The organism is Thalassotalea coralli (assembly GCF_055786205.1).
The window spans coordinates 1-13,776 of the sequence record NZ_JBVVBK010000007.1; the positions used below are offsets into that span (position 1 = coordinate 1).

The following is a 13,776-nucleotide window of genomic DNA, read 5'->3' on the forward strand; positions in this document are numbered from 1 at the left end:
TATTTTTGCAGCAATTTATCATGTTTTTATACAAGACAGAGCTTATGCCGTGTGGTTATTCCACATAAATAAGCGATAACGCAGTAGAAAGGCATGATAAATGCTGTCCTTTGGATTCGTTTAAATGCACTTTTCTCATTGTTACTTGCTCTGTGCGTAGAATAACGATGCGTATCACAAGTGCCGCGATAAAAACGCATTTAATTCGAACAAAATTTAACCATGAAGGATCAACACGCCCTAGTTAACTTTACCACCGTAATAGCCAATAAAATTCAAAGCTATGCCTATTTCTCTGTGATAGTCGAGCCTTTCTTCAAATTCGACAAAAGGCTCGAGTTCAACATAGGCCCATTTTTGATTAAGTTGTTGCCTAAGTCGAAAACTAACAAGGTAATTGTTAAAGCCTTCTTTATCGCGATTATATTGAGCGCCAGAAACGAATAAGGTTTTAGCGCTTGAGGTATGAATGTGATAAACACCAAACTTCAGGCGAGAATATTCTTCAGATTGTACTTTTTGAACCGACGCAGAAACAGATATTTTGTTTTTTTCTGAATAGTTACGCAACCAACTTGCTTTGATACTCGGCGCCCAACCGTCGCTACTGTAATAACCGATTCTTGGTGTAAGGGAAACTGTCGACTTTTCGAAGAACCAAGACTTTTTCATTTCAGAGCGCAAATACAGTTGTCCTCTCGAAAAACCTACTCGATTTCGAATGTTCAAATCATCGTGTATTTTTCGATAGTTTTGCAATGCGATATTGAGATTATTAGAATTGTCTTGGACAAAAGAGCCTGCTTCGTAATCTAAATCCACTTCTTCTTCGTTGTCATTTTCTAAAACAAGCGCCAATTTATTCTCCCAGTTAGGCAAATAAAACTGCACTTTTAACTTAGCGTCTAATTCACGCCAATCGGAAGAACGAGGTAACCACCCTAGCTGAAAATACCCCGATGCAGAAGCATCTTGCGGGTCAGGTTCATCGGTAACTAAACCATCTATCCAATCTGCGGTATTTTGCATCATGGTATTGATATTATCTCTAAGCGCAGTGTTTTCTACTTGATCAGAGATATTGTCTATGACTTGTTTATTAAGTGCATCTGCACCTTCAGCAATAACAGAAGGTTTTTTCTTATCTTGGCTTTGTTGCTCTTGTCCCTTAGAAACGCTAGAGAGCAACAAAAATAACAAGGCTGAATTGCTAATAAAATTTTTCATTTTATTTATCTAATTGAATGACATTTCGTTTAAAAAAATGGCTTTTATATTGAATAAAACTTAACACACTTACTGCTTTCTTTTATACACATAGTTTTCTGCTCAATATATTACTCTAGCTAATACTATTTATTGGTCAATGGGTCATTTATTTACAGCAAAAAGCAAAGTTTGAACTACACTGAAAACAAACTGTATTCATTGTTCTATAACAAAAAAATGGATGAGCTAGGTGAAAAGTTTTCTCATATTACACAGAAAATCCGCGAATAGACCAGATGTAAAAGAAGCGATAAAAACTATTCAAAAAGAAGGGCATGACTTACGTGTATTGGTCCCTTGGAACAAAGCGGAAAAGTCTCTGATGGTAAAGTATGCGTTAGATTGTGGTGCCACCAGATTAATAGCCGGTGGCGGCGACGGCACGATTAACGGCGTATTAACTTCCTTGATGGAGATTTTTCAAGAATCGCCCAACATTGAACTTGGCGTTGTGCCTTTGGGAACGGCAAATGATTTTGTTCGGGGCTGCCAATTACCTGCTGAGAACCTAACTGAGTGTTTACGCATCGCCTGTACGCGAGAAAGTAAGCTAGTTGATGTGGGTAAGGTAAATAACAGTTATTTCATTAATGTTGCTAGTGGGGGCTTCGGTGCTGAAATCACTGCGACGACACCCGCTGATTTAAAACGAATATTAGGTGGCACTGCGTATACCTTAATGGGGTTATTTAAAACCATGAATTTGACCCCGTATACCGGCAGTTTGACTATAGGTGACGAAGTCCACCATGGTGAAATGCTGATGATGGCGGTAGGTAATAATAAATTTGCTGGAGGCGGGTTTGAGGTTTGCCCGCTCGCCGAGCTTGATGATGGAAAGCTTGATGTAGTTTTTCTTGTTTCAGGACAAGGATTAAGGCCTGCACAGCTTGCTAGAGAGCTGGAAGACCCAATGAACCCTGATAATGAATTATTATTCTATCGACAACTGGAAAGCTTTGAATTGCGCTTTGATAAGAAATTGCACTGCAATTTAGATGGTGAACCTATTCATAAAAAACGGCTTACATTTTCGGTTTTACCTAAATGTATTCAACTCGTTTTTTAGTGTTCAAATGGAGGATTTGATGACTGGTATTGATATATTCGCGTTAATCATACTCATTACCATCGCCTGTACTGGAATAGGCGTATTTGTGTATTTGGCCATGTGGCCGGGTAAAGTAGCTAAACAAAGAGGCCATGCACAAGCTGAAGCTATTCAAGTAGGAAGCTGGGTGACATTAATTGCTGGGGGGATTTTTTGGCCGTTAGTTGTTATTTGGGCCTACTATAAAGAGCCAGAAACGTCACCAGAGCCAGATGCACAAGAAGGTGAGTCATGATTGTTTTTCTGACATTAATCTACATCGTCCTGTTAGTTATTCTTGCTAAAGCGAATGTGATTAAAATGAATTTATGGTGGAAGATTTCTCCTATCGTTTGGGTGCTGGTGTTATTCATTGGCTTGTTTATTCCCATGCAATTTTGGGCGCCAAGCGGCAGCGCCATGGTGGTGCAATATTCAGTACCGATTGTGCCTAATGTTAGCGGGCAAGTTATCGAAGTTGCTGCTAAGCCGAACGTTGATTTAAAAAAGGGAGACTTGCTGTTTAAAATAGAGCCTGAACCTTTTGAAGCGGCGTTAGAGCAGGTACAAGCGCAGCTAGCTTTAGCAAAAGTGCGATTGGCCGACGCTGAAACCTTGTTTAAAACAGGAGCTGGAAGCGAGTCGAGTGTTCAGCGTTATCAAGCTCAGGTTGCGCAGTTTGAGGCAGGTGTAAAATCTGCGAAGTTTAATCTTGCACAGACAGACGTAAGAGCACCAGCAGATGGTTTTGTCACTAATTTAGCGCTAAGAACTGGTACGCGTGTAGCGTCTTTTCCGATTGCTCAAGCCATGGCTTTTGTTGAAAATAGCGAACGACTCATCGCCGTGCAAATTCCACAATCTTACCTACGTTTTCTAGAGGTAGGGCAAAGCGCAGAACTAACTTTTAAGCTTTTTCCCGGTGTGGTTTATCCGGCACAAGTGGTGCAGCTTGTTCGCGCAAACGCGGCTGGACAGATGAAAGCCAGTGGCGACATGATTCATGCACGCCAAGTTGTTGCCCAGCCTTTCGTGGTGAAACTTAGATTACAAGATGAAGCTTTGATGAATAGTTTGCCAGCTGGGGCTGTAGCAAGTGCGGCTATTTATACTGACAAAGGTGCACCAACTCACATCATTAGAAAAGTGATGATTCGAATGGACGCCTTTATGAATTATATTAAGCCAGTTTAGGAGAGAATGATGGAATCATTGAAATGGATATTACCTTGCGTCGTTTTTTTTTGTATAGAGCAGGCTCATGCCGAAGACGAATGGCAGCATACAATTGAGCCCTATATTCAATTTACCTCGATAGAAGGGGATGCCACCGTAGGACGAGCCAGTGGCGTAGATGTTGATGTTGACTTTGGTGATATTCTAGAGGTGTTAAAAATTGGTGCGATGATTCATTTTGAATCAATTCATCGTTCAGGCTTTGGCTACCAACTTGATTATGGCTTTATGGATCTTAGAGATGATATTGATTCACCTTTAGGCGGAATAGCTGAATTAAAAGTACGTCAGGCAGTTTTTGATATTACAGGCATGTATAGAAATACTTTTGATGGCGGTAGTTTAGATTACTTATTGGGTATTCGTTGGTGGGATAATGACATCGAAGGGCTACTATCTGGAGGACTATTGCCAGGATCGCTTCAATTAGATGTCGCAGAAGATTGGATCGATGTCTATTTAGGTATGAGATGGCAACGAGAAATTAATAGGCATTGGGGCTATTTCGTTAAAGGAGATGTGGGAGGTTTTGGTTTGGAAGCCGACTTTACCGCAAACGCCCATATTGGTGGCGTGTATAAATTTAATAAAGAGATGGCGCTAACTTTTGCCTATAAATCTACCTGGGTTGATTACAGGTCTTCAACTAAACAGGGAGTTGGAACTTTTCTTTACGACACCAGTACCCATGGGCCGGTGCTGAGTTTTAGGTATCACTTTTAGCGGTATTTTGTTGATTTAGCTTTTAACGATTACATTAAAAAAGTGTGCATAAGCGCACACTTTTTTAGGATTGTTCAAGGCCAAATAAATATTGCCAAACGAAAGGTTTAGCGAGATTAATGAGCTGGCTTTTGCTTAAAGCTACCTATGTAATAAAACACCTTCCACGGTTGCTCTTTATCTTTCTTTTTCTTGCGATCTGGCACTATATGCGAAGAAAAAACCAGATCTGTGCCAGTTCTCGAGAATTCAATCTTTTTACCTTCATCTTTTAAGCGATCTTCTTCGCTAAGTTGCCAATTATCCGATAAACAAGATGCAGTCGCAGATTTAGCTTGGTTAAAGTATTCAAGCGCTTCTGTTTGGTTGCTCATCTCAGTGCGACAAGTATAGGTATACTGATCGTTTCCTTGTGCCCATACTTGGCAGCTCTCGCCAACCATATGATACTTCGCTTTCCAAACTTGCCCTATTCGGGTTTTAGTGGGTGTTTGGCTACTGCGTAGTTGAGTAAAGTTATTATCATACTCAGAGATAAGGGCATCGATGATACGACAAGGAGAAGCTACCTTTTGCGCGATATTGGCATTAGGGTTGGGTGCTGTAGGCACTTGATTCTTTGCGCATGCAGATAAAAAAATTGCGGAGGTTAAACAAACTAATTTATTGATAGTTTTCATAATAAATTCGATTCCGTGACTGAGTTTCTATTATTCTACGTATGACAACCTGATGCAATTATTAACTCCATCTGTTGTTATTTAATTGTTCTACTGGTTTAGCTTTATCACCGCCTTTTTCAAGGCAATATGCGCTTGTTGAGTATTTAACTGGATATCAATCAAGGCGATAAGTTTATTTTTATCGACAGAAGCGTTAGCCTCATCAAAAACAGTACGTGATAAGTCTTCAGCCGTATCTATGTATTCTGGTGCATTTTCCTCAATAAAGCCCCTTACACTTTCGTCTGTTTTTAATTGGCTGTATTTATTGAGATATTGCACCAGCAAACTATATGCGCGAGAGAAGTTAGATTCTTTAACCGCATTTATATAGCTCACTTTTAGTTGCCGTTGTTCTGCTTTGGTTGCTGTCCGCCACAATTTAGTGAAGGCTTTTCTGTATTTAATGACACAATAAAGTACTAACAAGGCTAAAGTTAAAAATAAAATCAATTTCGCTAAACCCTTTAGCGAAATATTAGGCAATAGCGAAGATGCCGGATCTACTTGCGTATTTTCTTTCACTCGCGTGTCGACAACCCATTCACTTTTGTCGATAGTGATGGTTTCCAACATATCTGTTTCACTGTTCCACCAATATATTTTTTGTTCTTCTAACGTATATGTTCCTGCATTTTCAAAGATGTAGGTGAAGGTAATTGTTTTTTCGCTGGTTAACTCACCTCTATTGCGGCTTTCATTAACTTTTATTGGTTCCCTGTAAATACTGATACCGTTAAGTTCTGGGGTGTCTATATCAGGTAACAACATGGCTGGCACTTGAGTTCCCTTGAGTTGGTAACTAATGGTGACGGCTTCCCCGCGTGCGTAGGAGTTTTCAGAATCAAATACGCCGTCAATAGAAAGTGAGAGATCAGGTGTTACTACATAATCGCTGATATCTGCAAGAGCGTCTGGTTCATAAACTGTTATGTCAAAAGGTGCTGTTTCAATAGTACCTGTTACTGATTCGCCTGTTTCGCTGCTAACAGAAAAAGTAACTGCAATAGCGGGTATCTGATAAATTCCAGGCTCCATAGGGTAAAAGGTAATTTCTCTAGTCTGTGTTGACCAGGTTTCATTTGCCACCCGTTTAGTACCATTAATGGCGAGTTCTTCCATTGGCAGAATAACGGCATTGAATAGCTCTAATGACTCTATATCAGAGCCCTTGGTAAACCAGCGATTAGTCGCAATCTCGATAGACAATGTAACGGGTTGGCGAGCAATAAATGATTCTTTATTTACGCGGATATTTAAAGACGCTTTGTTTTCTGCAATCAATTGCGCTAACGTCTGCGCATGAGCAAACTGTGGTGCAGCAAATACAAAAACAAATAGTAACAAGAGGTTAGTTATTCTCATTATTTTGCTCCTCCTTTTGGTTCGATTGAGTCGCATTTGCTTGCTGCATATAAAATTTCTGAGATAAGAATAAAGCAGGATCCTTTTGTACTTGTTTTAACCACAATTCGGTAATCTCAGGGTTAGACATTAATTGTTCTGCTGTCAGCTGTTCCACTTCTACAGGGCGAGCTTCAAATTTATCGGCCCCATCCCCTGTTTGCGGTTCATCACCTAACTCTTTAGTAGAGTCGCCTTGTTCTGCTTTTTGGCTTTCAGACATGCGATTAACTTCATCAATAATACCTTGCACAATTGCTAAATTGTTTTGTGCTGCTTGATAGTCAGGATGTTTTAACAAAATGGCTTGGTAAACTTGCTTGGCTTGAACATAGCGTCTTGCATGAGCGAGTGCATTAGCGCGAGCGAGTTGACTTTCTTTATCACTAAATTGGTCATAAATACTTGCCGCTGCATCAAAGCTTTCGGCACCGTAGTAGCTAAATGCTTGCCACTTTGCATCGCGAAAGCTTGTTGCGGCAAGTCCATACTTTTGCAAAGAAAATAAAACATAGCCTTGCTGATCTGGGGTTAACCAAACATCAGCCATTTTTTTGGGGTTAAAATAGGTATATGTTGCCATCAAGAACAGCACAACTGTCGCTATTTTTTGCTTGTTAATGCCAAGAGATTTTAGCCATTGTTGGCATCGAGAAAACCATGAAGTTGTCATTGTGATCACCATTGCAGCGTCCAACCTGATCTAAACCACAACAAATACGCAATTGCGATCACCACAACCAATGGATAACCCGAATCAAACCACGGAGACGCCTCATCATCAACAATAACAATACGGCTATTAAGCCAACGGTTAATCGTTTTTACGTCTGAGTTGTCAAAAGCTAGCGTTATGTAGCGCCCAGACGCACTGGAGGATAGCTGTTCTAACTGAGCGCTTTGCAGTGGTATCAAATTACTGTCATCGCTGCCAGATCGTGTGGCATCACCAATGCCGTAAACGATGAGGCGATGTGGTTTGTCAGTGAAGTATTGCTTAAATGCCTCGGCAGCTGTTTGGCTTGCGCCGTCACCAATAAGAACTAGAGTTCCAGGCACATTAGTTGTGCTAAATAGTGCGTCTGCTAGTGGTAAAATCTGTTCTGGGCGTTTACCTGACACTGGCATCATTTTTGTTTCTAAAGCATTGAGAAAGTGGGTGATCATATCCTGATCATTAGTAATCGGCATAACAACATGAGCGCTGCCGGCAAAGGCAATAAGTGCGGTATTGGCATCGCCTCTAAGTCTAAGTAGTTCGATAATTTTTTGTTTAGCACGCAGCAACCTGTTTGGTTGCAAATCACTTTGCTGCATAGTGTCTGATAAATCTAATGCGATAATAACCGCCGCTTTATCTTCAGCAAATGGTGATGGTTTTTGTTGCCAGCTAGGGCCTGCTAATACCAATGTCACCAACACCGCGAGCAAATAGGACACTCTTCTAGGCGAAACTAAACTTTCGCTATTACCTTTAATCGTAATATGCTCGACTATTTCAGGGTTAATAATGCTGCGCCATTGGCCAAGACTATCATCGCGTTGGGCAAAACGGCGTAACACCCAGAAAAAAGGAATGAGGAGTAACAGCCAATAAGGACGAATAAAATGGAAATACTGCAATTGGTAAATAAAGTCGAGCAACGACTGCCAGCTATTACTCATGAGCAGTCTCCTTGGCTGGTACTTTAAACGTCAGTGATACAATCACTAACGACGCTAGGTACAATAGCGCAAATAGTATTAGGGGAACATGGTGTAGACTGGTTTTAGGTCGATAGGATTGGCTATCGAATAGTTCAGGCTCTAATGCATTAATGGCTTTATACACCTCAATAAGTTCAGTTCTATTTAATGCCTGATAGTGACCACCGCCCGTTAATTTGGCGATTTCAGCTAATACTTCAATATCGACTTTTTCTTCGCCAACCGCTTCTGGATTGCCAATCGCAATTGAGTAAATCTTAATGTCGTGCTGCTGAGCAATTTTAGCCGCCTCTACAGGCGGTACTTTTGAAGCGGTGTCATTACCGTCGGTTAACACAATAAGGACTCGGTTATCAGTCGACGAATTATTAAAGACGCTAATGGACAAACCAATGGCGTCACCAAAGGCTGTGCTTTGCCCTGCCATACCTATTTGACTCTCATCTAATAATGACAACCAAGTGTCGATGTCATCGGTAAAGGGAGCTTGTAAATAAGGAGCATCACCAAAAAGAATAAGGCCTAAGCGATCTGACTGACGTTGGCTGGCAAACTCGGCAAGTACCTGTTTTACTGCCGTTAGGCGGTCTACCGTTTGGCCACTGGTATCGGTAAAGTCCTGCACCGACATTGAGCCTGACAAATCAACCGCAATCATTAGATCTCTCGCCGTTTTTTCAACCTTTATCGGCTTTCCTACATGTTGAGGTTGTGCGAGTGCTGCTACAATACAAATCCACGCGAACGCGACCATAAATTTTTGAAAGAACTTGCGTGTTAAAATGACGGCTCCAGACTGAGGCTTTTCTCCACTAGCGCTAACTAGGCGTTTAAAAAAAGGAACTTGAACCGCTGACTTTTTCTCTTTATAAACCGGTGCTAACCAATTTACGATAAATGGCAGCACCAATAAGACCGCCATCCATGGGTATGAAAACTCAATCATAAAGCCCCCTGTGGTTAACAATCCAGTGGCGAACTTGCTGTTTTACCGTTGCTAATGCTTCTGCACTTATTGCTTTATTAGGTTGATAAGCTATTTGTTCTAATAGTGCAGGGCATTGGCTTGCAAACTGACTATTTGGGCACTGGCTGTCGAGAAAGGTTTCCCACTCTGTACCGCTAAGCTGGCTAATTTCTTTACGCGAAAATGGCGTACTGGCGACCTTACGCAGTAAAACTGGCAATTGATTAACCATTGAGCTGTCTGTCGATGATAGAAACTCGTCGTTTTCAGCTAGCCATGCTAAAGCTTGGCGACGGTAAATATTGTGCTGATAACGGCGGTAATGCCAATAGCCATAATGGGCTAATCGATAAAGTAGGTATACGGCAACGAGTATCCAGCCCCATGTGCCTGGCAGCCAACTGATAGCATCGGGCGAGCTCACTTCAACTATTTTTTCGAGTAGGTAATTTCCCCACGGTTTGTCAAAGGGTGCAGACATCTTAACCACCTAACATTTTTCTAAGCTGTTTGTCAGACGCTTTGTCTGTTGAAAATGGCAAAACGGGGATGCGATATTTTTTTGCCATTTGTGTAAAAGCACTCAATTTTTCGTCTCGATGAGTGGCAAACTCGTTACGTACTTTTTGATCTTTAGAAGAGAACTGAATTTGCTTTTCCCCGTCGGAAACCACCATATTTTCCATATGCGGTAGATTTATTTCGAGGGGATCGTAGATATGGCAAGCGATGACTTCATTGTGTCTGCGCAAATTTTTAATCAGTGTTGTACTTTGCTCTGTCCAGCCGATGCCATCGGTAATAATAATAACTAAGCCGTTGTGATGAGAGAGTTGATTAACTCGAATGAGCGGCTCATTAATTGAGCTACTGGCATCATTCTCTTGATAGCGAGCTGCAAGCGCGTGGTTATAACTTACTATAGTATTTAGAACGTGTAGCACATGAGGTTTGCCGCGCCTTGGTGTTACTGCATTGACAGTTTGGTCATTGAAAACCAGTGCGCCTAATCGGTCACCAGTTTCGCTAATGGTCCAAGCGATAAGCGCTGCGACCTCCGCAGCCATGACAGATTTCATGGTATCTTGGCTACCAAAAAACATAGACTGACGTTGATCCACCAATAAATAAATATTTCGTTCGCGCTCTTCTGTGTAGACCTTAATATGTGGCTTTCCGGTACGTCTGGTAACCTTCCAGTCCATGGCTCTGATATCATCACCTGGACGATAATGGCGTAGTTCTTCAAAATTCAGCCCACGGCCTCTAAGCTTCGACACATTGTTGCCTGCTAAAATGCTATTTACCGGTTGAGCAGCAGTAAACGAATAGCCATGAGCGGAAAAGCGCAGCCGCTGTAAATCCGTTAACTCAGTGTATATTTTTGCTGATGCCGACACAGTGATTGCCCTTATGCTGTTAAAACTTGCGCAAGAATTTCATCGATTACTTGATCGGTTGTTACGCCTTCAGCCATCGCGTCGTAGCTTAGAATTAAACGATGGCGCAGTACGTTATGAACAATGGCTCTTACGTTGTCAGGATCAACATAGTCTTTGCCTGATAGCCAAGCATGGGCGCGAGAAGCTTTATCAAGTGCAATACTGGCACGAGGGCTTGAACCTACATTTAGCCAACTTGCGAGTGGCGAATCCGAAAAGCGTTGTGGCTGGCGCGTCGCCATAATAATAGCCACCATATAGTCAATGACAGCGTCACTGACAGTGACTTTGTTAATTTCTTGTCGCGCAGTAAATATATGTTCTGGATCAATGCTGATTTTTTCCTGCTCCTCGCCTAATTCCTCTGAGCGAACTAACTGGATGATTTGTTTCTCACTGTCGTCGTCTGGATAGTCGAGATTTATTTTCATAATAAATCTATCCATTTGTGCTTCAGGCAGAGGGTAGGTACCTTCTTGCTCTATCGGGTTTTGGGTTGCTAACACCATAAACAGTTTAGGCAATTTGTGAGTTTTACCCGCAACGGTAATTTGTCTTTCTTCCATGGCTTCAAGCAAGGCTGCTTGTACCTTTGCCGGTGAACGGTTAATTTCATCGGCTAGCAATAAGTTGTTAAACACAGGCCCCGGCTGAAAAGTTAATGTTGGTGTGCCATCCACCTCTTGGTAGACCTCAGTACCCGTAACATCAGAAGGCAGTAGATCTGGTGTAAATTGAACACGACCTAAGCTTACTGTTAAGCACTTAGATAAAGCTTTAATCGAACGTGTTTTAGCCGTGCCAGGTAAGCCCTCTAAAAGAACATTGCCGTTAGTCAGAAGTGCTACTAACAGCGCATCAACAACGTGTGATTGACCAATCACTGAGCTTTGCATTTGCTGTTTTAGCTGTTGGATTTGGGTATAACATTCATTCACAATCGATTCCTCAATCAGTAGATCAATTATTTCTATATTTAGCTTTTAGCTGTTCAATAACTTGTGCAGGAACTAATTGTCCTAATTGGTTTAAACAAGTTTCAGCACTCGGGTGTTTCTTACTTAATTGCATATCACAAAGAGCGTATAAGTACTGCGGGTTGTTACTTAATTGGTAAGCACTAAACATCGCTTTTTGAGCACCACCAAAGTCTGAATCAATCAAACTTATACCCAAAACATATTGGTATTGCGGGTTATCTGGTGCCTGAGCAACCGCCTTTTTTAAATACTCTTGCGCTTTATCTGTTTGTTTTAAGCGTACGTAAGCGAGCCCTAGGCTGTGGGATATTTGGCCTGAATCAGGAATGGTGGCTTCAGCTTGTTTTAATACTGCTATTGCTTGCTGGTTTTTGCCTAAACGGCGGTGAAGATCAGCAAGGTTTAAATAGCTATTTACAAAATGAGGTTCAATACGAATGGCTTCTAAATATGCTTTTTCAGCTGCAACGAAATCGCCCTGATGAACGTAGGCATTTCCTTGATTAGTATGGGAAAACCCACGGTCTGCATTAAAAGATTGTACCTGCATATATTCTTCATAGGCAGGCATAAGCTTTTCAATTTGCTTAGTAGAAAGCTCTTGCCATAGAGGTATAAGGGCGCCTGCTGCTTCGATACGTGTCGCTAAAACCTCATCTTCCAATAATCGCTCTAGCATTTGCCAGCGTTCTTTAGATTTTAGGCCTTGAGCACCACGAATAGCACCTAAGTTGATAAACTCATTGTCACTTTTCACACCGCGAGCAATTGCAATCAGCGTATTTTGGTTGATGACGGGAGCCATACGTTCTAGGGCCGAGGCTCTAATAATGTCAGCATGTTGTTTGTTTTGGCCTATGTGACTAAGAGCCGGCGCAGCCTGCTGGTAGCCTTGATCTATAGCGGCGAATACCGGAGCAAAGTCTAACTCTTGATCTTTTAATCGCTCAGGGAACCAAGTTTTTACTTTAGATAAGCTCCAAGCACTATCTTTATCATCATGACAACTTAAACAGGTATCAGGTGTGCCAAGCTGCTGAGCTATGTCAGGACGAGGAATGTGCCAAGCGTGATCGGCTCTATCGTCTACTTGCATATAAGTGGTTTCAGGCATGTGGCAATTAACACACTGTGCGCCTTCACTATCTTGCGGATGGTTATGATGTTTAGGTGTCGCATATTCATTAGCAACATGACATTGCATGCACACTTGCTCTTTAGGCATTTTCAACTCAGCTGTGTGAGGGTTGTGACAGTCGCTACAAACTACACCTTTGCGTGCCATAACACTTTGCAAATAAGAGCCATAAACATAGTCTTCATCGTAAATTTGACCGTCAGGGTAATAGAGTTCATTGTTAATCAATGATAATAAGTATCGCTCCCCGAAAGCATTGCCTTTTATGTAATCATTTTCACTAATTTGTACATGACGACTGTGACATTGTGCACAAACGAGCGTTTGTTGACTGTCTTTGATTTCACTCGGTTGTAAGGTTTTGTGGCCTTCAACAAAGCGCCATTCGCTGACAGGTTTTATGAGAGAACGATTAAAGCCAGCGTGGCTAATGGTATCTTTTTTGTCAGCTAACCAATCTAAGTGGCTTTGACCGGGTCCATGACATGCTTCACAACCAACGGTTATTTCATCGTAACTTGTACTGTAGGTATTTGTTTTTAAATCAAAGTTCTTTTTTACATTGGTTGAATGACAATCAGCACACATATAGTTCCAGTTTTGTCCCGTATTCAGCCAGTGAAATTCTTGGTGTGTTTGGGTTTGCTCTGGATAAAGGTGAAACCAACGTTGACCTCCTTCGTTTTTAGGGCGGGAGTCCCAAGAAAATGGAATTAATTGCACGCGGCCATCGTCAAATTCCACCATGTATTGCTGCAGAGGCTTATAACCAAAGGTGAATTTGATTTGATAGTCTTTAAATACGCCAGGAGATTCTTCTATGTAAACCCAAAACTCTTTGTCTTTTCGGTAAAAGCGATTCTCTTTGCCATTGAATACAAAAGTTACATTGTTAAAGTCACCTAAAACGTATTCGTCAGAAGCGTGTTGCATGGCTAGCTGATGGTGGGAACCTTGCCACTCTTTATATTCATTTGCATGACAAGATTGACAATTTTTACTGCCAATATAACCCTCTTTTGAATTGACCACTTTACCTGCAAAGCTAACGTTGGCGATAAGCAATAGGGTCGTCAATACACAAATTTTATTCCACAT

General features: G+C 41.5%; 14 protein-coding genes. 4 read left to right on the forward strand and 10 right to left on the reverse strand.

Annotated features, from left to right (window positions below):
* Positions 1-240: 240 nt before the first annotated feature.
* A complete protein-coding gene (locus ACOB80_RS16630) occupies positions 241-1,227 on the reverse strand; it encodes a hypothetical protein (RefSeq protein WP_473166984.1) in 987 nt (328 codons plus the stop codon).
* A 232-nt stretch (positions 1,228-1,459) separates the two neighbouring features.
* Between ACOB80_RS16630 and yegS the strand changes: the two genes are divergently transcribed.
* Genes yegS through ACOB80_RS16650 form a run of 4 tightly spaced genes read left to right on the forward strand, consistent with a single transcriptional unit; the run spans position 1,460 to position 4,318 of the window.
* Positions 1,460-2,338 (forward strand): lipid kinase YegS, encoded by an 879-nt coding sequence (gene yegS, locus ACOB80_RS16635; protein WP_473166985.1) that lies wholly within the window; start codon positions 1,460-1,462, stop codon positions 2,336-2,338.
* Positions 2,339-2,357: 19 nt separating this feature from the next.
* Entirely contained in the window at positions 2,358-2,615 is a 258-nt protein-coding gene (locus ACOB80_RS16640) for a DUF3302 domain-containing protein (protein WP_473166986.1), read from the forward strand.
* Positions 2,612-3,553, forward strand: coding sequence for an HlyD family secretion protein (locus tag ACOB80_RS16645; RefSeq protein WP_473166987.1), 942 nt, complete (start codon positions 2,612-2,614; stop codon positions 3,551-3,553). The genes ACOB80_RS16640 and ACOB80_RS16645 overlap by 4 nt, the downstream gene beginning before the upstream one ends.
* Before the next feature lie 9 nt (positions 3,554-3,562).
* Entirely contained in the window at positions 3,563-4,318 is a 756-nt protein-coding gene (locus tag ACOB80_RS16650; RefSeq protein WP_473166988.1) for a hypothetical protein, read from the forward strand.
* A gap of 116 nt (positions 4,319-4,434) precedes the next feature.
* Here ACOB80_RS16650 and ACOB80_RS16655 read toward each other — a convergent pair whose 3' ends face one another.
* The 9 genes from ACOB80_RS16655 to ACOB80_RS16695 form a co-directional block, all read right to left on the reverse strand.
* The gene (locus tag ACOB80_RS16655) at positions 4,435-4,998 is read right to left on the reverse strand and encodes a hypothetical protein (RefSeq protein WP_473166989.1); all 564 of its coding nucleotides are present in this window, start codon (positions 4,996-4,998) and stop codon (positions 4,435-4,437) included.
* A gap of 90 nt (positions 4,999-5,088) precedes the next feature.
* The gene (locus tag ACOB80_RS16660; protein WP_473166990.1) at positions 5,089-6,405 is read right to left on the reverse strand and encodes a hypothetical protein; all 1,317 of its coding nucleotides are present in this window, start codon (positions 6,403-6,405) and stop codon (positions 5,089-5,091) included.
* Entirely contained in the window at positions 6,392-7,117 is a 726-nt protein-coding gene (locus tag ACOB80_RS16665; protein ID WP_473166991.1) for a hypothetical protein, read from the reverse strand. The genes ACOB80_RS16660 and ACOB80_RS16665 overlap by 14 nt, the downstream gene beginning before the upstream one ends.
* A gap of 5 nt (positions 7,118-7,122) precedes the next feature.
* Complete coding sequence (locus ACOB80_RS16670) at positions 7,123-8,109, reverse strand: vWA domain-containing protein (RefSeq protein WP_473166992.1); 987 nt, start codon at positions 8,107-8,109, stop codon at positions 7,123-7,125.
* Positions 8,102-9,097, reverse strand: a complete 996-nt coding sequence (locus ACOB80_RS16675) for a vWA domain-containing protein (RefSeq protein WP_473166993.1) — start codon at positions 9,095-9,097, stop codon at positions 8,102-8,104. Before ACOB80_RS16675 ends, ACOB80_RS16670 begins: the two co-directional genes overlap by 8 nt.
* Positions 9,090-9,599, reverse strand: a complete 510-nt coding sequence (locus tag ACOB80_RS16680) for a DUF4381 domain-containing protein (protein ID WP_473166994.1) — start codon at positions 9,597-9,599, stop codon at positions 9,090-9,092. The genes ACOB80_RS16675 and ACOB80_RS16680 overlap by 8 nt, the downstream gene beginning before the upstream one ends.
* A gap of 1 nt (position 9,600) precedes the next feature.
* A complete protein-coding gene (locus ACOB80_RS16685) occupies positions 9,601-10,518 on the reverse strand; it encodes a DUF58 domain-containing protein (protein WP_473166995.1) in 918 nt (305 codons plus the stop codon).
* Between the two features lie 11 nt (positions 10,519-10,529).
* Positions 10,530-11,501 (reverse strand): AAA family ATPase, encoded by a 972-nt coding sequence (locus tag ACOB80_RS16690; RefSeq protein ID WP_473167304.1) that lies wholly within the window; start codon positions 11,499-11,501, stop codon positions 10,530-10,532.
* 19 nt (positions 11,502-11,520) lie between these two features.
* A complete protein-coding gene (locus tag ACOB80_RS16695; RefSeq protein ID WP_473166996.1) occupies positions 11,521-13,776 on the reverse strand; it encodes a tetratricopeptide repeat protein in 2,256 nt (751 codons plus the stop codon).